Here is a 22,582-nt window from a genome sequence, read left to right as displayed (position 1 = left end):
ATATCGTGGGAATTCGTGTTTATAAACCAACAACAAACGGTCGCCGTAATATGACTTCTTTGGATTTCGTTGAAATCACAACAAGCACTCCTGAAAAATCATTGCTTGTTGCATTGAAGAGCAAGGCTGGTCGTAACAACAACGGTCGTATCACAGTTCGTCACCAAGGTGGTGGACACAAACGTTTTTACCGTTTGGTTGACTTCAAGCGTAACAAAGACAACGTTGAAGCAGTTGTTAAAACAATCGAGTACGATCCAAACCGTTCTGCAAACATCGCTCTTGTACACTACACTGACGGTGTGAAAGCGTACATCATCGCTCCAAAAGGTCTTGAAGTTGGTCAACGTATCGTTTCAGGTCCAGAAGCAGATATCAAAGTCGGAAACGCTCTTCCACTTGCTAACATCCCAGTTGGTACTTTGATCCACAACATCGAGTTGAAACCAGGTCGTGGTGGTGAATTGGTACGTGCTGCTGGTGCATCTGCTCAAGTATTGGGTTCTGAAGGCAAATACGTTCTTGTTCGTCTTCAATCAGGTGAAGTTCGTATGATTCTTGGAACTTGCCGTGCTACAGTTGGTGTTGTCGGAAACGAACAACATGGACTTGTAAACCTTGGTAAAGCAGGACGTAGCCGTTGGAAAGGTATCCGCCCAACAGTTCGTGGTTCTGTAATGAACCCTAACGATCACCCACACGGTGGTGGTGAAGGTAAAGCACCAGTTGGTCGTAAAGCACCATCTACTCCATGGGGCAAACCTGCTCTTGGTCTTAAAACTCGTAACAAGAAAGCGAAATCTGACAAACTTATCGTTCGTCGTCGCAACGAGAAATAATATTAAACTAGTCGCTTAAGCAATTAGTAAATCCGCCAGCTCGGTAGCGCTCCATAGGAGCGCAAGCCGCTGTGGTACAACATTTAAAGGAGAAAATATAAAAATGGGACGCAGTCTTAAAAAAGGACCTTTCGTCGATGAGCATTTGATGAAAAAAGTTGAAGCTCAAGCTAACGACGAAAAGAAAAAAGTTATTAAAACTTGGTCACGTCGTTCAACGATCTTCCCAAGTTTCATTGGTTACACTATTGCAGTTTATGACGGACGTAAACACGTACCTGTTTATATCCAAGAAGACATGGTAGGTCACAAACTTGGTGAATTTGCACCAACTCGTACTTACAAAGGTCACGCTGCAGACGACAAGAAAACACGTAGAAAATAAGGAGAACATAAATGGCAGAAATTACTTCAGCTAAAGCAATGGCTCGTACAGTACGTGTTTCACCTCGTAAATCACGTCTTGTTCTTGATAACATCCGTGGTAAAAGCGTAGCCGATGCAATCGCAATCTTGACATTCACTCCAAACAAAGCTGCTGAAATCATCTTGAAAGTTTTGAACTCAGCTGTAGCTAACGCTGAAAACAACTTTGGTTTGGATAAAGCTAACTTGGTAGTATCTGAAGCATTCGCAAACGAAGGACCAACTATGAAACGTTTCCGTCCACGTGCGAAAGGTTCAGCTTCACCAATCAACAAACGTACAGCTCACATCACTGTGGCTGTTGCAGAAAAATAAGGAGGTAAAATCGTGGGTCAAAAAGTACATCCAATTGGTATGCGTGTCGGCATCATCCGTGATTGGGATGCCAAATGGTATGCTGAAAAAGAATACGCGGATTACCTTCATGAAGATCTTGCAATCCGTAAATTCGTTCAAAAAGAACTTGCTGACGCAGCAGTTTCAACTATCGAAATTGAACGCGCAGTAAACAAAGTTAACGTTTCACTTCACACTGCTAAACCAGGTATGGTTATCGGTAAAGGTGGTGCTAACGTTGATGCACTCCGTGCAAAACTTAACAAATTGACTGGAAAACAAGTACACATCAACATCATCGAAATCAAACAACCTGATTTGGATGCTCACCTTGTAGGTGAAGGAATTGCTCGTCAGTTGGAGCAACGTGTTGCTTTCCGTCGTGCACAAAAACAAGCAATCCAACGTGCAATGCGTGCTGGAGCTAAAGGAATCAAAACTCAAGTATCAGGTCGTTTGAACGGTGCAGATATCGCCCGTGCTGAAGGATACTCTGAAGGAACTGTTCCACTTCACACACTTCGTGCAGATATCGATTACGCTTGGGAAGAAGCAGATACTACATACGGTAAACTTGGTGTTAAAGTATGGATCTACCGTGGTGAAGTTCTTCCAGCTCGCAAAAACACTAAAGGAGGTAAATAACCAATGTTAGTACCTAAACGTGTTAAACACCGTCGTGAATTCCGTGGAAAAATGCGCGGTGAAGCAAAAGGTGGAAAAGAAGTAGCATTCGGTGAATACGGTCTTCAAGCTACAACTAGCCACTGGATCACTAACCGCCAAATCGAAGCTGCTCGTATCGCCATGACTCGTTACATGAAACGTGGTGGTAAAGTTTGGATTAAAATCTTCCCACACAAATCATACACTGCTAAAGCTATCGGTGTGCGTATGGGATCTGGTAAAGGGGCACCTGAAGGTTGGGTAGCACCAGTTAAACGTGGTAAAGTGATGTTCGAAATCGCTGGTGTATCTGAAGAGATTGCTCGCGAAGCGCTTCGTCTTGCTAGCCACAAATTGCCAGTTAAATGTAAATTCGTAAAACGTGAAGCAGAATAAGGAGAAGGCATGAAACTTAATGAAGTAAAAGAATTTGTTAAAGAACTTCGTGGTCTTTCTCAAGAAGAACTCGCGAAGCGCGAAAACGAATTGAAAAAAGAATTGTTTGAACTTCGTTTCCAAGCTGCTACTGGTCAATTAGAACAAACAGCTCGCTTGAAAGAAGTTAAAAAACAAATCGCTCGTATCAAAACAGTTCAATCTGAAGCGAAATAATAGACTAGGGAAGGAGAAATTTCAATGGAACGCAATAATCGTAAAGTTCTTGTTGGACGTGTTGTATCTGACAAAATGGACAAGACAATCACAGTTGTAGTTGAAACAAAACGTAACCACCCAGTCTATGGTAAACGTATTAACTACTCTAAAAAATACAAAGCTCATGATGAAAACAATGTTGCCAAAGAAGGCGATATCGTACGTATCATGGAAACTCGTCCGCTTTCAGCTACAAAACGTTTCCGTCTTGTAGAAGTTGTTGAAGAAGCGGTCATCATCTAATCAAACCTGAAAGGAGAAAACTGAAATGATTCAAACAGAAACTCGTTTGAAAGTCGCAGACAACAGCGGTGCTCGCGAAATCTTGACTATCAAAGTTCTTGGTGGTTCAGGACGTAAATTTGCAAACATCGGTGATGTTATCGTGGCATCTGTAAAACAAGCTACTCCTGGTGGTGCGGTTAAAAAAGGTGACGTTGTTAAAGCAGTTATCGTTCGTACTAAATCAGGTGCTCGTCGTGCTGATGGTTCATACATCAAATTTGACGAAAACGCAGCAGTTATCATCCGTGAAGACAAAACTCCTCGCGGAACACGTATCTTTGGTCCAGTTGCACGTGAATTGCGTGAAGGTGGCTTCATGAAGATCGTGTCACTTGCTCCAGAAGTACTTTAATTTTTAGAAACAAACTAGTCCCCTGGATTTACCTCCAGGGTGCCCTTGTGGGCGTAAGAAAAATCAAGGAGAAACCTAATGTTTGTAAAAAAAGGCGACAAAGTTCGCGTAATCGCTGGTAAAGATAAGGGAACAGAAGCTGTTGTCCTTACTGCCCTTCCAAAAGTAAACAAAGTTATCGTTGAAGGTGTTAACATCGTTAAGAAACACCAACGTCCAACTAACGAGCTTCCTCAAGGTGGTATCATCGAGAAAGAAGCAGCTATCCACGTATCAAACGTTCAAGTTTTGGACAAAAATGGTGTAGCTGGTCGTGTTGGTTACAAATTTGTAGACGGTAAAAAAGTTCGCTACAACAAAAAATCAGGCGAAGTGCTTGATTAATCACGAAGGAAAGGAGAAGTATAATGGCAAATCGTTTAAAAGAAAAATATCTTAATGAAGTAGTTCCTGCTTTGACAGAACAATTCAACTACTCATCAGTGATGGCTGTGCCTAAAGTAGATAAGATCGTTTTGAACATGGGTGTTGGTGAAGCTGTATCAAACGCTAAAAGCCTTGAAAAAGCTGCTGAAGAATTGGCACTTATCTCAGGTCAAAAACCACTTATCACTAAAGCTAAAAAATCAATCGCCGGCTTCCGTCTTCGTGAAGGTGTTGCGATCGGTGCAAAAGTTACCCTTCGTGGTGAACGTATGTACGAATTCTTGGATAAATTGGTTTCAGTTTCACTTCCACGTGTACGTGACTTCCACGGTGTTCCAACAAAATCATTTGATGGACGCGGAAACTACACACTTGGTGTGAAGGAACAATTGATCTTCCCAGAAATCAACTTCGATGACGTTGACAAAACTCGTGGTCTTGACATCGTTATCGTAACAACTGCTAACACTGACGAAGAGTCACGTGCATTGCTTACAGGCCTTGGAATGCCTTTTGCAAAATAATATAGGAGGTAAATCTAATGGCTAAAAAATCAATGATTGCTAAGAACAAACGTCCAGCGAAGTTCTCTACTCAAGCTTATACTCGTTGTGAAAAATGTGGTCGTCCACATTCAGTTTACCGCAAATTTAAACTTTGCCGTGTTTGCTTCCGTGAATTAGCTTACAAAGGACAAATTCCTGGTGTAACAAAAGCATCTTGGTAATTCTAGCTTTCAATCCCGTCGTGATTCGTCGTTATCTGCTTTTGCCTAACTCAAGTTATGCCTGCAAGCAGATGCCTAGACTCACTTAGGAATTGAAACCTAGAAACATATTCTGAGCCTAGCTCAATCATTAACTAGCAAGTGCAACTTGCAAACTACTAGTAAGAGGAGAAAAACAAAATGGTTATGACTGACCCAATCGCAGACTTCCTAACTCGTATTCGTAACGCTAACCAAGCTAAACACGAAGTACTTGAAGTACCTGCATCAAACATCAAAAAAGGGATTGCTGAAATCCTTAAACGCGAAGGTTTTGTAAAAAACGTTGAAATCATCGAAGATGACAAACAAGGCATCATCCGTGTATTCCTTAAATACGGACCAAACGGTGAAAAAGTTATCACTAACTTGAAACGTGTTTCTAAACCAGGACTTCGTGTCTACAAAAAACGTGAAGACCTTCCAAAAGTTCTTAACGGACTTGGAATTGCTATCCTTTCAACTTCTGAAGGTTTGCTTACTGATAAAGAAGCACGCCAAAAGAATGTTGGTGGAGAAGTTATCGCTTACGTTTGGTAATATTTAGCTCTCAATTTCTTTGTGACTCGTCGTTGTCGTCTCTTGCCTAACCCAAAGTTATGCCTGCTAGACGATGCCTAGATTCACTTTGAAATTGAAATCTAAATGTTCCTTTAAATCGAGAAATCGATTTAACCCCGTGAAAACTGGCCGTTATGGCCTGACAATTTAACAGGAGAAAATAAACATGTCACGTATTGGTAATAAAGTTATCGTGTTGCCTGCTGGTGTTGAACTCACTAACAATGACAACGTTGTAACTGTAAAAGGACCTAAAGGAGAACTTACTCGTGAGTTCTCAAAAGATATTGAAATCCGTGTGGAAGGTACTGAAGTAACTCTTCACCGTCCAAACGATTCAAAAGAAATGAAAACTATCCATGGAACTACTCGTGCCCTTTTGAACAACATGGTTGTTGGTGTATCAGAAGGATTCAAGAAAGAACTTGAAATGCGCGGGGTTGGTTACCGTGCACAACTTCAAGGAACTAAACTTGTTTTGGCTGTTGGTAAATCTCATCCAGACGAAGTTGAAGCTCCAGAAGGAATTACTTTTGAACTTCCAAATCCAACAACAATCGTTGTTAGCGGAATTTCAAAAGAAGTAGTTGGTCAAACAGCTGCTTACGTACGTAGCCTTCGTTCACCAGAACCATATAAAGGTAAAGGTATCCGTTACGTTGGTGAATTCGTTCGCCGTAAAGAAGGTAAAACAGGTAAATAATGTTGAGTGGTTGAGTCTCAACCACCAACCTATTTTCCAACTTTGTGCATAGCACACGATTTAAAACTAAAGAGGTGAAAACTGTGATTTCAAAACCAGATAAAAACAAACTCCGCCAAAAACGCCACCGTCGCGTTCGCGGAAAACTCTCTGGAACTGCTGATCGCCCACGTTTGAACGTATTCCGTTCTAATACAGGCATCTACGCTCAAGTGATTGATGACGTAGCGGGTGTAACGCTCGCAAGTGCTTCAACTCTTGACAAAGAAGTTTCAAAAGGAACTAAAACTGAACAAGCCGTTGCTGTCGGTAAACTCGTTGCAGAACGTGCAAACGCTAAAGGTATTTCAGAAGTGGTGTTCGACCGCGGTGGATATCTATATCACGGACGTGTGAAAGCTTTGGCTGATGCAGCTCGTGAAAACGGATTGAAATTCTAATAGGAGGACACTAGAAAATGGCATTTAAAGACAATGCAGTTGAATTAGAAGAACGCGTAGTTGCTGTCAACCGTGTTACAAAAGTTGTTAAAGGTGGACGTCGTCTTCGTTTCGCAGCTCTTGTTGTTGTTGGTGACCACAACGGTCGCGTAGGATTTGGTACTGGTAAAGCTCAAGAAGTTCCAGAAGCAATCCGTAAAGCAGTAGATGATGCTAAGAAAAACTTGATCGAAGTTCCTATGGTTGGAACAACAATCCCACACGAAGTTCTTTCAGAATTCGGTGGAGCTAAAGTATTGTTGAAACCTGCTGTAGAAGGTTCTGGAGTTGCCGCTGGTGGTGCAGTTCGTGCCGTTGTGGAATTGGCAGGTGTGGCAGATATTACATCTAAATCACTTGGCTCTAACACTCCAATCAACATTGTTCGTGCAACTGTTGAAGGTTTGAAACAATTGAAACGCGCTGAAGAAGTTGCTGCCCTTCGTGGTATTTCAGTTTCTGATTTGGCATAAGAAAGGGGATAAAATGGCTCAAATTAAAATTACTTTGACTAAGTCTCCAATCGGACGCATTCCATCACAACGTAAAACTGTTGTAGCACTTGGACTTGGCAAATTGAACAGCTCTGTTATTAAAGAAGATAACGCTGCTATCCGTGGTATGATCACAGCAGTATCTCACTTGGTAACAGTTGAAGAAGTAAACTAATGAATTTTTAGGGGATGTGCACTATACCATCCCCTAAAACTAGATATAGTCATCTATGATGACGTCGTATAGGCGAGTTGATGGGGGAGACAACCTTTTCTCCCTTATCGGCGCTAGCATTTTACAAAAGAGGAGAAAATAAAAATGAAACTTCATGAATTGAAACCTGCAGAAGGTTCTCGTAAAGTACGTAACCGCGTTGGTCGTGGTACTTCATCAGGTAACGGTAAAACATCTGGTCGTGGTCAAAAAGGTCAAAAAGCTCGTAGCGGTGGCGGAGTTCGCCTTGGTTTTGAAGGTGGACAAACTCCATTGTTCCGTCGTCTTCCAAAACGTGGATTCACTAACATCAACGCTAAAGAATACGCAATTGTGAACCTTGACCAATTGAACGTCTTTGAAGATGGAGCTGAAGTAACTCCAGTTGTTCTTATCGAAGCAGGAATTGTTAAAGCTGAAAAATCAGGTATTAAAATTCTTGGTAACGGTGAGTTGACTAAGAAATTGACTGTGAAAGCAGCTAAATTCTCTAAATCAGCTGAAGAAGCTATCACTGCTAAAGGTGGTTCAGTAGAAGTCATCTAAGAGAGGTGACCTATGTTTTTTAAATTATTAAGAGAAGCTCTTAAAGTCAAGCAGGTTCGATCAAAAATTTTATTTACAATTTTTATCGTTTTGGTCTTTCGTATCGGAACTAGCATTACAGTTCCTGGTGTGAATGCCAATAGCTTGAATGCTTTAAGTGGATTATCCTTCTTAAACATGTTGAGCTTGGTGTCAGGAAATGCCATGAAAAACTTCTCAGTTTTTGCTCTTGGTGTTAGTCCCTACATTACGGCCTCTATCGTTGTCCAACTCTTGCAAATGGATATTTTACCCAAATTTGTAGAGTGGGGTAAACAAGGGGAAGTAGGTCGAAGAAAATTGAATCAAGCTACTCGTTATATTGCTCTAGTTCTTGCTTTTGTGCAATCTATCGGGATTACAGCTGGTTTTAATACTTTGGCTGGAGCTCAATTGTTGAAAACAGCTCTTACTCCACAAGTATTTATCATGATTGGTATCATCTTAACAGCTGGTAGCATGATTGTGACTTGGTTGGGAGAGCAAATTACAGATAAGGGATACGGAAATGGTGTTTCTATGATTATCTTTGCCGGGATTGTTGCCTCAATTCCAGAGATGATTCAGGGCATCTATGTGGACTACTTTGTGAACGTCCCAAGTAGCCGTATCAGCTCATCTATCATTTTCGTAATCATTTTGATTATTACTGTATTGTTGATTATTTACTTTACAACTTATGTTCAACAAGCAGAATACAAAATTCCAATCCAATATACTAAGGTTGCACAAGGCGCTCCATCTAGCTCTTACCTTCCTTTGAAAGTAAACCCTGCTGGAGTTATCCCTGTTATCTTTGCAAGTTCGATTACTGCGGCGCCAGCAGCTATTCTACAGTTTTTAAGCGCTACAGGTCATGATTGGGCTTGGGTAAGAACAGCACAAGAAATGTTGGCAACAACTTCACCAACTGGTATCGGCATGTATGCTTTGTTGATTATTCTCTTTACATTCTTCTATACGTTTGTGCAGATTAATCCTGAAAAAGCGGCAGAAAACCTACAAAAGAGCGGTGCCTATATCCATGGAGTTCGTCCTGGTAAAGGTACAGAAGAATATATGTCTAAACTTCTTCGTCGTCTTGCAACAGTTGGTTCCCTCTTCCTTGGTGTGATTTCCATTTTACCGATTGTAGCAAAAGATGTTTTCGGACTTTCAGAAGCAGTTGCTTTTGGAGGAACAAGTCTTTTGATCATTATCTCTACAGGTATTGAAGGGATCAAACAATTGGAAGGTTACCTATTGAAACGTAAGTATGTTGGTTTCATGGACAGAACAGAATAAAAGCATTTACGGAATCAGTAAATGCTGAGGGAGTGGAGGTTTAACTCTAACATTTGTGAGAGTTTGGTCTCCCCTCTTCTATTTTATTTTTAAATAGGGGTAAAAATACTTTTTACTTCTATTTAAAAATAAAATAAGGAGATCAAATCATGAATCTTTTGATTATGGGCTTACCTGGTGCAGGTAAGGGAACTCAAGCAGCAAAAATCGTAGAACAATTCCATGTTGCACATATCTCAACTGGTGATATGTTCCGCGCTGCAATGGCAAATCAAACTGAAATGGGTGTTCTTGCTAAGTCATACATTGACAAGGGTGAATTGGTTCCTGACGAAGTTACAAATGGAATCGTAAAAGAACGTCTTTCACAAGATGATATTAAAGAAACAGGATTCTTGTTGGATGGTTACCCACGTACAATCGAACAAGCTCATGCCTTGGACAAAACATTGGCTGAACTTGGCATCGAACTAGAAGGGGTTATCAACATCGAAGTGAATCCAGACAGCCTCTTGGAACGTTTGAGTGGTCGTATCATCCACCGCGTAACTGGAGAAACTTTCCATAAGGTCTTTAACCCACCAGTTGACTATAAAGAAGAAGATTACTACCAACGTGAAGATGATAAGCCTGAGACAGTAAAACGTCGTTTGGATGTGAATATTGCTCAAGGAGAACCAATCATTGCTCACTACCGTGCCAAAGGTTTGGTTCATGACATCGAAGGTAATCAAGATATCAATGATGTCTTCTCAGATATCGAAAAAGTATTGACAAATTTGAAATAAAGCGTTTTTCACACTTGCAAAAATCCGCTACAAATGTTATACTGAGATAGTCTGACTTATAATTGTTGTCTCTGTGTCTAGAGGCATCGAATCGAAATTTATGGAGGTGCTTTTGCGTGGCAAAAGACGATGTGATTGAAGTTGAAGGCAAAGTAGTTGATACAATGCCGAATGCAATGTTTACGGTTGAACTTGAAAATGGACATCAGATTTTAGCAACAGTTTCTGGTAAAATTCGTAAAAACTATATTCGTATTTTAGCGGGAGATCGTGTTACTGTCGAAATGAGTCCATATGACTTGACACGTGGACGTATCACTTACCGCTTTAAATAATCGAAAAACTTGGAGGGATAAGAAATGAAAGTAAGACCATCGGTCAAACCAATTTGCGAATACTGTAAAGTTATTCGTCGTAATGGTCGTGTTATGGTAATTTGCCCAGCAAATCCAAAACACAAACAACGTCAAGGATAAGATAGAAAGGAGAAAACATGGCTCGTATTGCTGGAGTTGACATTCCAAATGACAAACGCGTAGTAATCTCATTGACTTATGTTTATGGTATCGGACTTGCAACATCTAAGAAAATTTTGGCTGCTGCTGGAATCTCAGAAGATGTTCGTGTACGTGATCTTACATCAGATCAAGAAGATGCTATCCGTCGTGAAGTGGATGCAATCAAAGTTGAAGGTGACCTTCGTCGTGAAGTAAACTTGAACATCAAACGTTTGATGGAAATCGGTTCATACCGTGGTATCCGTCACCGTCGTGGACTTCCTGTCCGTGGACAAAACACTAAAAACAACGCTCGCACTCGTAAAGGTAAAGCTGTTGCGATTGCTGGTAAGAAAAAATAATATAGGAGGTAAAAGTCTTGGCTAAACCAACACGTAAACGTCGTGTGAAAAAGAATATCGAATCTGGTATTGCTCATATTCACGCTACATTTAATAACACTATTGTTATGATTACTGATGTGCATGGTAATGCAATTGCTTGGTCATCAGCTGGTGCTCTTGGTTTCAAAGGTTCTCGTAAATCTACACCATTCGCTGCTCAAATGGCTTCTGAAGCTGCTGCTAAATCTGCACAAGAACACGGTCTTAAATCAGTTGAAGTTACTGTAAAAGGTCCAGGTTCTGGTCGTGAGTCAGCTATTCGTGCGCTTGCTGCCGCTGGTCTTGAAGTAACAGCAATTCGTGATGTGACTCCAGTGCCACACAATGGTGCTCGTCCTCCAAAACGTCGCCGTGTATAATCATCGCATTACACTGCTTTTCGTTTAAGAGGGAGTAACTAAATGATCGAGTTTGAAAAACCAAATATAACAAAAATTGATGAAAATAAAGATTATGGCAAGTTTGTAATCGAACCACTTGAACGTGGCTACGGTACAACTCTTGGTAACTCTCTTCGTCGTGTACTTCTAGCTTCTCTACCAGGAGCAGCTGTGACATCTATCAATATTGATGGTGTGTTACATGAGTTTGACACAGTTCCAGGTGTTCGTGAAGACGTGATGCAAATCATTCTGAACATTAAAGGAATTGCAGTGAAATCGTACGTTGAAGACGAAAAAATCATCGAACTAGATGTTGAAGGTCCTGCTGAAGTAACAGCTGGTGACATTTTGACAGATAGCGATATTGAAATTGTAAATCCAGATCATTATCTCTTTACAATCGGTGAAGGTTCTTCTCTAAAAGCGACTATGACTGTTAACAGTGGTCGTGGATATGTACCTGCTGATGAAAATAAAAAGGATAATGCACCAGTTGGAACACTTGCTGTAGATTCTATTTATACACCAGTTACAAAAGTCAACTATCAAGTGGAACCTGCTCGTGTAGGTAGCAATGATGGATTTGATAAATTAACCCTTGAAATCTTGACAAATGGAACAATTATTCCAGAAGATGCTTTAGGGCTTTCAGCACGTATTTTGACAGAACATCTTGATTTGTTTACAAATCTTACTGAGATTGCTAAGTCAACTGAAGTGATGAAAGAAGCTGATACTGAATCTGACGACCGTATTTTGGATCGTACGATTGAGGAACTGGACTTGTCTGTGCGTTCATACAACTGTTTGAAACGTGCCGGTATCAATACTGTGCATGATTTGACAGAAAAATCTGAAGCAGAGATGATGAAAGTACGAAATCTTGGACGCAAGAGTTTGGAAGAAGTGAAACTCAAACTCATTGATTTGGGTCTTGGATTAAAAGATAAATAAAGGAGGAATACATGGCTTACCGTAAACTAGGACGCACTAGCTCACAACGTAAAGCAATGCTTCGCGATTTGACAACTGACCTTTTGATCAACGAATCAATCGTGACAACTGAAGCTCGTGCTAAAGAAATCCGTAAAACTGTTGAAAAAATGATTACTCTAGGTAAACGTGGTGATTTGCATGCACGTCGTCAAGCAGCTGCTTTCGTACGTAATGAAATCGCATCTGAAAACTATGATGAAGCAACTGATAAGTACACTTCTACTACAGCACTTCAAAAATTGTTCTCAGAAATTGCACCTCGTTATGCTGAACGTAACGGTGGATACACTCGTATCCTTAAAACTGAACCACGTCGTGGTGATGCAGCGCCAATGGCGATCATCGAATTAGTATAAAATCATCAATTTTGTTGAGTGTTATGATGATGGAGTCTTGTGCTCTTAGTCTAGCTCTGGTCTACCGCTAGGATTTCGGTCCTAGCGGGAACACTCATCATAAGTTGGGATAGTAGACGCTTGTTTACGAAATTGTTTTTTTCTTAAGAACAACTTCGTAAGCAGGCGTTTTTGAGTATTTTCATTAGAATTATGCTATACTATTTGAAAAGAATCCTGTTTAATGTTCAGGTTTCCTATTAAAAGAAGAATTGGAGTTTACTTATGAAAGCGATTATAACTGTTGTTGGTAAAGATAAATCTGGAATTGTTGCAGGTGTTTCTGGTAAAATTGCAGAATTGGGTTTGAATATTGATGATATCTCTCAAACCGTCTTGGATGAATATTTCACGATGATGGCTGTCGTCTCTAGTGATGAAAAGCAAGATTTTACCTATCTTCGTAATGAATTTGAAGCCTTTGGACAAACTTTGAATGTAAAAATCAATATTCAGAGTGCAGCGATTTTCGAAGCTATGTATAATATCTAGGAGGTGCACATGGATATTAGACAAGTTACGGAAACTATCGCCATGATTGAGGAGCAAAACTTCGATATCAGAACTATTACCATGGGGATTTCCCTATTGGACTGTATCGATCCAGATATCAATCGTGCTGCGGAAAAAATTTATCAAAAGATTACGAGCAAGGCAGCTAATTTAGTGGCTGTTGGTGATGAAATTGCGGCTGAGTTGGGAATCCCTATCGTTAATAAGCGTGTATCGGTGACTCCTATTTCTCTGATTGGAGCAGCGACAGATGCGACGGACTACGTGGTTCTGGCAAAAGCGCTTGATAAGGCTGCGAAAGAGATTGGAGTGGACTTTATTGGTGGTTTCTCTGCCTTGGTACAAAAGGGGTACCAAAAGGGAGATGAGATTCTCATCAATTCTATTCCTCGTGCTTTGGCTGAAACGGACAAGGTCTGTTCTTCAGTCAATATCGGCTCAACCAAGTCTGGTATTAATATGACGGCTGTGGCAGATATGGGACGTGTTATCAAGGAAACGGCTAATCTATCAGATATGGGAGCGGCCAAGTTGGTTGTATTCGCTAATGCTGTTGAGGACAATCCATTTATGGCGGGTGCCTTCCATGGTGTTGGGGAGGCAGATGTTATCATCAATGTCGGAGTTTCTGGTCCTGGTGTGGTGAAACGTGCCTTGGAAAAAGTTCGTGGAGAGAGCTTTGACGTAGTAGCAGAAACAGTTAAGAAAACTGCCTTTAAAATCACTCGTATCGGTCAATTGGTTGGTCAAATGGCAAGTGAGAGACTGGGTGTGGAGTTTGGTATTGTGGACTTGAGTTTGGCGCCAACTCCTGCGGTTGGAGATTCTGTTGCACGTGTCCTTGAAGAAATGGGGCTAGAAACAGTTGGTACGCATGGGACGACGGCTGCCTTGGCACTCTTGAACGACCAAGTTAAGAAGGGTGGAGTGATGGCCTGCAACCAAGTCGGTGGTTTGTCTGGTGCCTTTATCCCTGTTTCTGAGGATGAGGGGATGATTGCTGCAGTGCAAAATGGCTCTCTTAATTTGGAAAAACTAGAAGCTATGACGGCTATCTGTTCCGTTGGTTTGGATATGATTGCCATTCCGGAGGATACACCTACTGAAACCATTGCGGCTATGATTGCAGATGAAGCTGCAATTGGTGTTATTAACATGAAGACAACGGCTGTTCGTATCATTCCAAAAGGAAAAGAAGGCGATATGATTGAATTTGGTGGCCTATTAGGTACGGCTCCAGTAATGAAAGTCAATGGGGCTTCGTCTGTCGATTTCATCTCTCGTGGAGGACAAATCCCAGCACCAATTCATAGTTTTAAAAATTAAGAAAATAGGAGAAATTTTAAGTTCTATTTAAGGTTAGGTGTGTATACTATAATCATTAAATAAAGACCTCCTAATATTATTTGAAACAGATAACTCTGATTTAGTTTGAATTTGATTTTCATCTAATATCTTTATTTAATAGAACTCCTAAACTTTTTCATAATAATCTCCTGCAAAAGTCGCCTGTATGGGTGGCTTTTGTTTTATCATCCATGATATAATAGAAGCAAACGGAGGACGGAAAATGGTAAAAGTACGATTGTATTTGGTACGTCATGGCAAGACTATGTTTAACACGATTGGTCGCGCGCAAGGTTGGAGCGATACTCCCTTAACAGCTGAAGGTGAGAGAGGGATTCAAGAATTAGGAATCGGCTTGAGAGAATCTGGTCTACAGTTTGAGCGCGCTTATTCGAGTGATTCTGGTCGCACCATTCAGACAATGGGAATCATCCTTGATGAACTTGGCTTGCAGGGGAAAATCCCTTATCGCATGGACAAGCGTATCAGAGAATGGTGTTTTGGTAGTTTTGATGGAGCCTACGATGGTGATCTTTTCATGGGCATTATTCCTCGTATCTTTAATGTGGACCACGTTCACCAATTATCATATGCTGAACTGGCTGAGGGCTTGGTAGAGGTCGATACAGCTGGTTGGGCTGAGGGCTGGGAAAAACTCAGTGGTCGAATCAAGGAAGGTTTTGAAGCAATTGCTAAAGAAATCGAAGAGCAAGGTGGGGGGAATGCCCTTGTCGTCAGCCACGGAATGACCATTGGAACCATTGTTTATCTGATTAATGGCATGCATCCGCATGGTCTAGATAATGGGAGCGTGACGATCCTTGAATATGAGGACGGCCAGTTTAGCGTAGAAGTTGTCGGCGACCGTAGTTACCGAGAACTAGGACGTGAGAAGATGCTAGAGAAAAATAATTGATAGAAGTTAGCTCCAAATAGGGGCTAATTTTTTATACTGTTACATAAGCTGGATTCGCGATTCAGTCTTTCTTTTTATACAAGCCCAAAAGAACATTTCTCATCTTTCAAATTCCCTCAAAAATGGTATAATAGTAACATCACAAAATTGGAGAGAGACCATGAGTTTTTACAATCATAAAGAAATTGAGCCTAAGTGGCAGGGATACTGGGCAGAACATCATACATTTAAGACAGGAACTGATGCATCAAAACCTAAGTTTTATGCTCTTGACATGTTCCCTTATCCGTCTGGAGCGGGTCTACACGTAGGTCACCCAGAAGGTTATACAGCAACCGATATCCTCAGCCGTTACAAACGTGCGCAAGGATACAATGTCCTTCACCCAATGGGCTGGGATGCTTTTGGTTTGCCTGCAGAGCAATACGCTATGGATACTGGTAATGACCCAGCGGAATTTACGGCTGAAAACATTGCTAACTTCAAACGCCAAATTAATGCGCTTGGATTTTCTTATGACTGGGATCGTGAAGTCAATACAACAGATCCAAACTACTACAAGTGGACGCAATGGATTTTCACTAAGCTTTACGAAAAAGGCTTGGCCTATGAAGCGGAAGTGCCAGTAAACTGGGTTGAGGAACTCGGAACAGCCATCGCTAACGAAGAGGTTCTTCCTGACGGAACATCTGAGCGTGGAGGCTATCCAGTTGTCCGCAAACCAATGCGCCAATGGATGCTCGAAATCACGGCTTACGCAGAGCGCTTGCTCAATGACTTAGATGAACTAGATTGGCCAGAGTCTATCAAGGACATGCAACGCAACTGGATTGGGAAGTCAACTGGTGCTAATGTAACTTTTAAAGTTGAGGGAACAGACAAGGAATTCACAGTCTTTACCACTCGTCCGGACACCCTTTTCGGTGCGACTTTCACTGTCTTGGCTCCTGAGCATGACTTGGTTGACGCTATCACAAATTCAGAGCAAGCAGAAGCTGTAGCAGACTATAAACATCAAGCCAGCCTCAAGTCAGACTTGGCTCGTACAGACCTTGCCAAAGAAAAAACTGGTGTTTGGACTGGTGCTTATGCCATCAACCCTGTCAATGGTAAAGAGATTCCAATCTGGATTGCGGATTATGTTCTTGCTAGTTACGGTACAGGTGCCGTTATGGCTGTGCCAGCCCATGACCAACGTGACTGGGAATTTGCTAAACAATTTGATCTTCCAATTGTAGAAGTGCTTGAAGGTGGAAATGTAGCAGAAGCTGCCTATACAGAAGATGGCCTCCACGTTAATTCAGACTTCCTAGATGGTCTCAACAAAGAAGACGCTATTGCCAAGATTGTGGCTTGGTTGGAAGAAAAAGGCTGTGGACAAGAGAAGGTTACCTACCGTCTCCGCGACTGGCTCTTTAGCCGTCAACGTTACTGGGGTGAGCCAATTCCTATCATTCATTGGGAAGATGGGACTTCAACAGCTGTTCCTGAAAGTGAATTGCCACTTGTCTTGCCTGTAACCAAGGATATCCGTCCTTCAGGTACTGGTGAAAGTCCACTAGCTAACTTGACAGATTGGCTTGAAGTGACTCGTGCAGATGGTGTCAAAGGTCGTCGTGAAACCAACACCATGCCACAATGGGCTGGTTCAAGTTGGTATTACCTCCGCTATATTGATCCACACAATACTGAGAAATTGGCTGATGAGGACCTTCTCAAACAATGGTTGCCAGTAGATATCTACGTGGGTGGTGCAGAGCATGCTGTTCTTCACTTGCTTTACGCACGTTTCTGGCATAAATTCCTCTATGACCTGGGTGTTGTTCCGACTAAGGAACCATTCCAAAAACTCTTTAACCAAGGAATGATTTTGGGAACAAGCTACCGTGACCACCGTGGCGCTCTTGTGGCAACCGATAAGGTTGAAAAACGTGACGGTTCTTTCTTCCATGTGGAAACAGGTGAAGAGTTGGAGCAAGCGCCTGCCAAGATGTCTAAGTCGCTTAAGAACGTTGTCAACCCAGATGATGTGGTGGAACAATACGGTGCTGATACCCTTCGTGTCTATGAAATGTTCATGGGGCCACTTGATGCTTCAATCGCTTGGTCAGAAGAAGGTCTGGAAGGAAGCCGAAAATTCCTTGACCGTGTTTACCGTTTGATTACAAGCAAGGAAATTGTTGCGGGAAACAATGGTGCTCTTGACAAGGTCTACAATGAAACAGTCAAAGCTGTCACTGAGCAAATTGAATCATTGAAATTCAACACAGCTATTGCCCAACTTATGGTCTTTGTCAACGCTGCCAACAAGGAAGACAAACTTTATGTAGACTACGCCAAAGGCTTCGTTCAGTTGATTGCACCATTTGCACCTCACTTGGCAGAAGAACTCTGGCAAACAGTTGCAGCAACAGGAGAATCTATCTCTTATGTAGCTTGGCCAACTTGGGATGAAAGCAAATTAGTTGAAGACGAAATCGAAATCGTTGTCCAAATCAAAGGAAAAGTTCGCGCTAAACTCATGGTTGCTAAAGACCTATCACGCGAAGAATTACAAGAAATTGCTCTCGCTGATGAAAAAGTCAAAGCGGAAATTGACGGTAAGGAAATCGTGAAAGTGATTGCGGTACCTAATAAACTCGTTAATATCGTTGTGAAATAAGAAATGAATCCTTCAGAGTAGAATCTGGAGGATTTTTTATTTGACAGGAAGTTTCTGTTTTGTTAATATAATTAACAAAGAAAAGAGAGATTATGGATAAAAAAGAATTTATTGCATTTAATAATCGTTTCAATAGATTTATTTTAGCGTTTGACCAGTTAAAAAAAAATCAACATAAAAGTGGTGTTGACAAATCCATTACGTTGAATGAGGTACATTTGATTGTTGTGATTGGGAAAAATCAGCCCTTAAATCTAGTAAAATTATCTGAATTATTAGAAGTTTCAAGAAGTGCAATAACTCAAAGTGTTAGGAGATTGATTCAAAAAAATTTAGTTGTTTTTGATTTTGATCCGAATAATGGGAAAAATAAATATTTGAGATTATCTGAAAAAGGCATCGAAATTTTTAAAATCCATAAGGAGCAACAAGAATATATTGAAAAATCAATCTTTTCAGTTTTAAACAACTATAGCGAGGTGGAACTTAAAACAGTTGTGAAATTGATGGATGATATTGAAAAGGTGTGGGGAGAATTACCGTGGTAAAAGTCACGGTAAATTTCAAATATAATTGTTAAGCAAATTAACAAAAAGGAGAAGATATGACTGTAAACATAGAACTGATTTCACAAACAGATTTAGCGGATGAATCTTTTTATATTGCTATTAATGGTTTAGAACCAAGGGCAATGTATTGTGTAGAAATGTACCTGTCTGATTATTACTGTATAAATGCTCCCTTGCTTTTAGATCATGATGTTATATGGAAATCAACCGCAATTTTTTTATCCAATCAGGACGGTATGATTGATACCTCTCAGACAGCATCTATTTCGGGATCTTATAAAGGGGTTTCAGAAATGGGATTATTCTTTAATGCGAAACCGTTGAAGAATAGGAAAAGGAGATTACCGAGTTCTCTTGATAGAATTCCATTGCGAGATTGTTTTGGTGTTGAAATTAAAATCAGGCTGGGGAAAGATGTGGTCGCGGAGCAAAGTTTTGTAAGGCGTTATATGAATCTGGGAGTAAGATATCAAGATATCTATGACAAGCATTTTCAAGGTCGATTATTTTATGATGAAAAGTTAAGAAGGGCGCCAGCCGTGATTATTGTTAGCGGTAGTGAGGGAAGAATTGAAAAAGCTCAGAATATTGCCCAACTTTTATCTTCTAGAGGCTATATTTGCCTTGCAATAGCTTATTTTGGTTTAGAGGGATTACCCCAAAATTTAGAACGAATTCCGATAGAATGTCTGGAAGAGGCGAAAAATTTTCTATATCATCATCCTCAAGTTGATAATACAAAAATAGGAATATATGGTCGCTCTAAGGGAGCAGAGCTTGTTCTGGCTGGACAAAGTATTTTGGATGATGTGCAATGTTTAGTACTCAATTCTCCCTCAAATGTAATATTTGAGGGAATAAAGGGAAAACTCAATTCTAATTCATCTTCTTGGACATATTTAGAAAAGGAACTTCCTTATCAAAAATTTCAGTTAGGAGATTATTTGTTAAACAAGTTTTTTGGAAAACATATTCCTGAAGATAGTAGGGCTCAGATTGATGTGAGTAAAGTTTCCTCTCCTTTATTATTACTAGGAAGCGATGTTGATGAAATATGGAATGCATCATCCGCGATAGATGATATCATTTCACATTATAAAGGGGAATCCATTTTGTTTAAAAAATACCATGAAACAGGGCATATGTTGACGGTTGCTTATCAACCGAATCATCGTTATCGAAAAGATTGGCGCTTATTAATGAAAGAAAGTGTAGACTCTTGGCTTGTTACGATAAATTTTTTTGATACACATCTGAAGAATTTGTAGATAGTGCTGAACCGTACTATAATGGTCCCCACTAAGATAAAAATATAGTTCTGGTTGGTAGTCCAGTCTACAAAAGCAAACACTAAAACAAGAGAAATTTGAACACAGACAGCAAAAAATAGAGAGAAGCACAAGGGCATTAACTCACTCGTTTCCATATTTGATTATTCCTCCATAAAGTGGATGGATGATTTTTATAAGAGGAGTTTGCATTATTGAATAGAAAACCAAGTGTTTCCTAAAATTTTCATTGAGATATGTTATACTATATTCAATAAGTGAACAAGGAGAATGTTATGCCAGTAAACGAATATGGTCAGATAATTGGGGAGTCAATGGAAGGTTATACACCCGGTGCACTGCCTTCTATTGATTTCTTAGAAGGGCGTTATGCTAGGATAGAGGCTCTATCGGTAGAAAAGCATGCGAAAGATTTGCTAGCTGTTTATGGTCCGGATACTCCTCGGGAGATGTGGACCTACCTCTTTCAGGAGCCAGTATCAGACATGGAGGAACTAGTCAGCCTTTTAAATCAGATGTTGGCTCGTAAGGACCGTTTTTACTATGCAATCATAGACAGGTCAACTGGTAAGGTTTTGGGAACTTTTTCTCTCATGCGCATTGACCAGAATAACCGAGCAATAGAAGTGGGAGCTGTCACTTTTTCTCCAGAACTCAGGGGGACACGTATAGGGACAGAAGCCCAGTATCTACTGGCTCGCTATGTCTTTGAAGAGCTTAACTATCGTCGCTATGAGTGGAAATGCGATGCTCTTAACCTGCCATCAAGACGAGCTGCGGAGCGTTTGGGATTTGTATACGAAGGAACCTTCCGTCAGGCAGTCATTTATAAGGGGCGTACGAGGGATACGGATTGGTTGTCTATGATTGATAAGGACTGGCCTAAAGTCAAATCTCGTTTGGAAGCATGGTTGGATCCTGAAAATTTTGACCAAAATGGACGACAGTACAAGAGTTTGAGAGAACTCTAAGAGGTATTGAGATGATTACAATTAAAAAGCAAGAAATTGTCAAGCTAGAGGATGTTTTGCATCTCTATCAGGCTGTCGGTTGGACAAATTATACAAATCAACCTCAGATGCTGGAGCAGGCCTTATCTCATTCATTAGCGATTTATGTGGCACTTGATTGCGATGCTGTGGTGGGCTTGATTCGTTTGGTTGGAGATGGATTCTCATCAGTACTGGTTCAGGATTTAATCGTTTTACCAATCTATCAGCGTCAAGGGATTGGTAGTGTCTTGATGAAAGAGGCTTTAGAGGATTTTAAAGAGGCTTATCAAGTCCAGTTAGCGACAGAACAGACAGAAAAAAACGTGGGATTTTATCGTTCTATGGGGTTTGAAACTTTATCCACCTATGATTGTACAGGAATGATTTGGGTAAACAGAGAAAAATAACAAAACTTGTTTTTCTTAAGCAAAGTTTAAGGCTGGTCTAGTATCATATAGTCATTAAATAAAGACCTCCTAACTTTATTTAATGAAATCCTAAAACTTTTTTTCATCATAATCTCCTAATGAAGTCACCCAATCAGGTGACTTTTTTTCGTGGTGAGGTGATGGTGATAGAAATTTTTTGCAAAATAGTAAAATTTGAGAAAAGTTAAGCTAGTTTTAAGCTTCGTCTTGTATCATATAGTTATTAAATAAAGACCTCCTAACTTTATTTAATAAAATCCTAAACTTTTCTTTTTCATAATAATCTCCCTTAACTCCACCCAATCAGGTGGAGTTTTTTGGCTCTATTTCAGGATTTTGGGGAGTTTTATAAACATCATTTTCCGATATTTTCAGGTATTTTTCGGATTTTGGTCGGGGAATTGGCGGGGACTTTTTTAGCAAATATGACTAAGAAATAGGCTTGCTGTTACTTCAGCTACTTCAAACTCAATTTGATTGTAAGTGATTGTTAATTGAAGGACTGGAACTGCTGTAATAATGATTTTGCTTGTCCAGTAGTGGCGTATTAAATGAGGAGTGACATGTAAGATTGTCTCTTCGTTTACTAAATCAAAATTTCTATGAAATTGATAGAATCCCTAACTTTCTCTTAATCTTGACCGTTTTGTTGTAAAGCGGTTAAAGCTTGAGAAGCTGAGGATGTAAAGTTTTGACAAATTTTGTGAACTGTGGGATAATGGAGAGGAATTAAGGATTAGTTCTATATCATGGACTAGAAAAGACCCCAAGCTAACTTCCACATTAAGCTTGGGGTCTTTTTGACACTATCTATCTTTGTTTAGCCATTTATCGACTAAGCGAAGAACGACACCGACCACAATTGGTTCGATGATAGTTTTAAGGATTAGTTCCATCATGGGCTATCTCACCTCCTTTCGCAGGCGGTGTAGAAGTGCCGTATAATATTATATCATAAAATACTATACTCTCTCAGTAGGATAGAGTGCTTTTGCATTTGGAAAGGAGGAAGTTATAGCTTATTTACTCCTTATCCCAGTAATTTTTTTAGCAGTAGGAGGAATTCTCATTCTTTTATGGAGACTCTTTCTTATTGCCAGTGGACTTTTCCTGATTGGTTTTGTCAGTTTTCTTATTTTCGTGGAGGGCTATGGAATATATTTGTTCTTTACAGAGACCGAACTTTATACGGAAGATTTAGCACAGAATGGATTATTTGGTTTTACGACTTTCTTTATCATCTTTAATCTTGCTTTGCTTGTCTTGGCAGGCTGGGCAGGGTATAAGTGGAAGATAAGATTAAAAAAATGGAGAAAACTCTAATGGTTCTTCT

The 22,582-nt window shown here is 40.3% G+C and carries 35 protein-coding genes; 34 read left to right on the top strand and 1 reads right to left on the bottom strand.

Annotation, left to right across the window (positions count from 1 at the left end; genetic code table 11):
- Positions 1-5 precede the first annotated feature (5 nt).
- The 33 genes from rplB (at position 6) to M594_RS09060 (ending at position 21,228) form a co-directional block, all read left to right on the top strand.
- Positions 6-839, top strand: coding sequence for a 50S ribosomal protein L2 (gene rplB / locus M594_RS09220; RefSeq protein WP_173876635.1), 834 nt, complete (start codon positions 6-8; stop codon positions 837-839).
- A 103-nt stretch (positions 840-942) separates the two neighbouring features.
- Complete coding sequence (gene rpsS / locus M594_RS09215) at positions 943-1,224, top strand: 30S ribosomal protein S19 (RefSeq protein WP_000533766.1); 282 nt, start codon at positions 943-945, stop codon at positions 1,222-1,224.
- A gap of 11 nt (positions 1,225-1,235) precedes the next feature.
- Complete coding sequence (gene rplV, locus M594_RS09210; protein WP_000818137.1) at positions 1,236-1,580, top strand: 50S ribosomal protein L22; 345 nt, start codon at positions 1,236-1,238, stop codon at positions 1,578-1,580.
- Positions 1,581-1,592: 12 nt separating this feature from the next.
- Positions 1,593-2,246, top strand: coding sequence for a 30S ribosomal protein S3 (gene rpsC / locus M594_RS09205; RefSeq protein ID WP_000529936.1), 654 nt, complete (start codon positions 1,593-1,595; stop codon positions 2,244-2,246).
- Between the two features lie 3 nt (positions 2,247-2,249).
- Positions 2,250-2,663: a 50S ribosomal protein L16 gene (gene rplP, locus M594_RS09200; RefSeq protein WP_000960946.1), complete on the top strand. Its 414-nt coding sequence runs from the start codon at positions 2,250-2,252 to the stop codon at positions 2,661-2,663.
- Between the two features lie 9 nt (positions 2,664-2,672).
- Positions 2,673-2,879 (top strand): 50S ribosomal protein L29, encoded by a 207-nt coding sequence (rpmC, locus tag M594_RS09195; RefSeq protein ID WP_000772918.1) that lies wholly within the window; start codon positions 2,673-2,675, stop codon positions 2,877-2,879.
- 24 nt (positions 2,880-2,903) lie between these two features.
- Positions 2,904-3,164, top strand: a complete 261-nt coding sequence (gene rpsQ / locus M594_RS09190) for a 30S ribosomal protein S17 (RefSeq protein WP_000440801.1) — start codon at positions 2,904-2,906, stop codon at positions 3,162-3,164.
- Positions 3,165-3,189: 25 nt separating this feature from the next.
- Positions 3,190-3,558: a 50S ribosomal protein L14 gene (rplN, locus tag M594_RS09185; RefSeq protein WP_000616545.1), complete on the top strand. Its 369-nt coding sequence runs from the start codon at positions 3,190-3,192 to the stop codon at positions 3,556-3,558.
- Between the two features lie 78 nt (positions 3,559-3,636).
- Complete coding sequence (gene rplX / locus M594_RS09180) at positions 3,637-3,942, top strand: 50S ribosomal protein L24 (RefSeq protein WP_000497691.1); 306 nt, start codon at positions 3,637-3,639, stop codon at positions 3,940-3,942.
- A 23-nt stretch (positions 3,943-3,965) separates the two neighbouring features.
- Positions 3,966-4,508 (top strand): 50S ribosomal protein L5, encoded by a 543-nt coding sequence (gene rplE / locus M594_RS09175; RefSeq protein ID WP_000013542.1) that lies wholly within the window; start codon positions 3,966-3,968, stop codon positions 4,506-4,508.
- A gap of 17 nt (positions 4,509-4,525) precedes the next feature.
- Positions 4,526-4,711, top strand: a complete 186-nt coding sequence (locus tag M594_RS09170) for a type Z 30S ribosomal protein S14 (RefSeq protein WP_001085697.1) — start codon at positions 4,526-4,528, stop codon at positions 4,709-4,711.
- A gap of 180 nt (positions 4,712-4,891) precedes the next feature.
- Positions 4,892-5,290: a 30S ribosomal protein S8 gene (gene rpsH, locus M594_RS09165; RefSeq protein WP_000245504.1), complete on the top strand. Its 399-nt coding sequence runs from the start codon at positions 4,892-4,894 to the stop codon at positions 5,288-5,290.
- 187 nt (positions 5,291-5,477) lie between these two features.
- Positions 5,478-6,014 (top strand): 50S ribosomal protein L6, encoded by a 537-nt coding sequence (gene rplF / locus M594_RS09160; RefSeq protein WP_033684406.1) that lies wholly within the window; start codon positions 5,478-5,480, stop codon positions 6,012-6,014.
- A gap of 83 nt (positions 6,015-6,097) precedes the next feature.
- Positions 6,098-6,454 (top strand): 50S ribosomal protein L18, encoded by a 357-nt coding sequence (gene rplR / locus M594_RS09155; protein ID WP_000624044.1) that lies wholly within the window; start codon positions 6,098-6,100, stop codon positions 6,452-6,454.
- Positions 6,455-6,471: 17 nt separating this feature from the next.
- Complete coding sequence (rpsE, locus tag M594_RS09150) at positions 6,472-6,966, top strand: 30S ribosomal protein S5 (RefSeq protein WP_000874202.1); 495 nt, start codon at positions 6,472-6,474, stop codon at positions 6,964-6,966.
- Positions 6,967-6,979: 13 nt separating this feature from the next.
- Positions 6,980-7,162 carry a 50S ribosomal protein L30 gene (rpmD, locus tag M594_RS09145; RefSeq protein ID WP_000057241.1) on the top strand — a complete coding sequence of 61 codons (183 nt, stop codon included), beginning with the start codon at positions 6,980-6,982 and terminating at the stop codon, positions 7,160-7,162.
- 144 nt (positions 7,163-7,306) lie between these two features.
- Positions 7,307-7,747, top strand: a complete 441-nt coding sequence (gene rplO, locus M594_RS09140; RefSeq protein WP_000766087.1) for a 50S ribosomal protein L15 — start codon at positions 7,307-7,309, stop codon at positions 7,745-7,747.
- 12 nt (positions 7,748-7,759) lie between these two features.
- Positions 7,760-9,070, top strand: coding sequence for a preprotein translocase subunit SecY (gene secY, locus M594_RS09135; RefSeq protein WP_173876634.1), 1,311 nt, complete (start codon positions 7,760-7,762; stop codon positions 9,068-9,070).
- A gap of 149 nt (positions 9,071-9,219) precedes the next feature.
- Entirely contained in the window at positions 9,220-9,858 is a 639-nt protein-coding gene (locus tag M594_RS09130; protein WP_001050436.1) for an adenylate kinase, read from the top strand.
- 116 nt (positions 9,859-9,974) lie between these two features.
- Entirely contained in the window at positions 9,975-10,193 is a 219-nt protein-coding gene (gene infA, locus M594_RS09125) for a translation initiation factor IF-1 (RefSeq protein ID WP_001029883.1), read from the top strand.
- A gap of 24 nt (positions 10,194-10,217) precedes the next feature.
- A complete protein-coding gene (gene rpmJ / locus M594_RS09120; protein ID WP_001808836.1) occupies positions 10,218-10,334 on the top strand; it encodes a 50S ribosomal protein L36 in 117 nt (38 codons plus the stop codon).
- A 17-nt stretch (positions 10,335-10,351) separates the two neighbouring features.
- Entirely contained in the window at positions 10,352-10,717 is a 366-nt protein-coding gene (rpsM, locus tag M594_RS09115) for a 30S ribosomal protein S13 (protein ID WP_000090781.1), read from the top strand.
- 17 nt (positions 10,718-10,734) lie between these two features.
- Complete coding sequence (rpsK, locus tag M594_RS09110) at positions 10,735-11,118, top strand: 30S ribosomal protein S11 (RefSeq protein ID WP_001118385.1); 384 nt, start codon at positions 10,735-10,737, stop codon at positions 11,116-11,118.
- Between the two features lie 42 nt (positions 11,119-11,160).
- Positions 11,161-12,096, top strand: a complete 936-nt coding sequence (locus M594_RS09105; protein ID WP_000568988.1) for a DNA-directed RNA polymerase subunit alpha — start codon at positions 11,161-11,163, stop codon at positions 12,094-12,096.
- Positions 12,097-12,107: 11 nt separating this feature from the next.
- Positions 12,108-12,494: a 50S ribosomal protein L17 gene (gene rplQ, locus M594_RS09100; RefSeq protein WP_000331493.1), complete on the top strand. Its 387-nt coding sequence runs from the start codon at positions 12,108-12,110 to the stop codon at positions 12,492-12,494.
- A 264-nt stretch (positions 12,495-12,758) separates the two neighbouring features.
- The gene (locus tag M594_RS09095) at positions 12,759-13,025 is read left to right on the top strand and encodes an ACT domain-containing protein (protein WP_000644124.1); all 267 of its coding nucleotides are present in this window, start codon (positions 12,759-12,761) and stop codon (positions 13,023-13,025) included.
- Positions 13,026-13,034: 9 nt separating this feature from the next.
- Complete coding sequence (locus M594_RS09090; RefSeq protein ID WP_173876633.1) at positions 13,035-14,372, top strand: PFL family protein; 1,338 nt, start codon at positions 13,035-13,037, stop codon at positions 14,370-14,372.
- 244 nt (positions 14,373-14,616) lie between these two features.
- The gene (locus M594_RS09085) at positions 14,617-15,309 is read left to right on the top strand and encodes a histidine phosphatase family protein (protein WP_173876632.1); all 693 of its coding nucleotides are present in this window, start codon (positions 14,617-14,619) and stop codon (positions 15,307-15,309) included.
- A gap of 160 nt (positions 15,310-15,469) precedes the next feature.
- Complete coding sequence (leuS, locus tag M594_RS09080; protein ID WP_173876631.1) at positions 15,470-17,971, top strand: leucine--tRNA ligase; 2,502 nt, start codon at positions 15,470-15,472, stop codon at positions 17,969-17,971.
- Positions 17,972-18,063: 92 nt separating this feature from the next.
- The gene (locus M594_RS09075) at positions 18,064-18,519 is read left to right on the top strand and encodes a MarR family winged helix-turn-helix transcriptional regulator (RefSeq protein WP_125415555.1); all 456 of its coding nucleotides are present in this window, start codon (positions 18,064-18,066) and stop codon (positions 18,517-18,519) included.
- A gap of 56 nt (positions 18,520-18,575) precedes the next feature.
- Positions 18,576-19,808, top strand: a complete 1,233-nt coding sequence (locus M594_RS09070; protein WP_173876630.1) for an acyl-CoA thioesterase/BAAT N-terminal domain-containing protein — start codon at positions 18,576-18,578, stop codon at positions 19,806-19,808.
- Positions 19,809-20,104: 296 nt separating this feature from the next.
- Entirely contained in the window at positions 20,105-20,800 is a 696-nt protein-coding gene (locus M594_RS09065) for a GNAT family N-acetyltransferase (RefSeq protein WP_173876629.1), read from the top strand.
- A gap of 11 nt (positions 20,801-20,811) precedes the next feature.
- Positions 20,812-21,228 carry a GNAT family N-acetyltransferase gene (locus tag M594_RS09060; RefSeq protein WP_173876628.1) on the top strand — a complete coding sequence of 139 codons (417 nt, stop codon included), beginning with the start codon at positions 20,812-20,814 and terminating at the stop codon, positions 21,226-21,228.
- Between the two features lie 827 nt (positions 21,229-22,055).
- Here the strand turns inward: M594_RS09060 and M594_RS09055 are convergent.
- Positions 22,056-22,148, bottom strand: a complete 93-nt coding sequence (locus tag M594_RS09055) for a type I toxin-antitoxin system Fst family toxin (protein ID WP_049502635.1) — start codon at positions 22,146-22,148, stop codon at positions 22,056-22,058.
- Positions 22,149-22,263: 115 nt separating this feature from the next.
- Between M594_RS09055 and M594_RS10160 the strand changes: the two genes are divergently transcribed.
- Complete coding sequence (locus M594_RS10160) at positions 22,264-22,572, top strand: DUF5966 family protein (RefSeq protein WP_064276747.1); 309 nt, start codon at positions 22,264-22,266, stop codon at positions 22,570-22,572.
- Positions 22,573-22,582: the final 10 nt, after the last annotated feature.

Source organism: Streptococcus mitis, assembly GCF_013305725.1.
In the GTDB taxonomy this organism is placed as follows: Bacteria; Bacillota; Bacilli; order Lactobacillales; family Streptococcaceae; genus Streptococcus; species Streptococcus mitis_BO.
The sequence above is the reverse complement of the archived record's forward strand: the minus strand, read 5'-3'. Positions and strand labels throughout refer to the sequence as shown.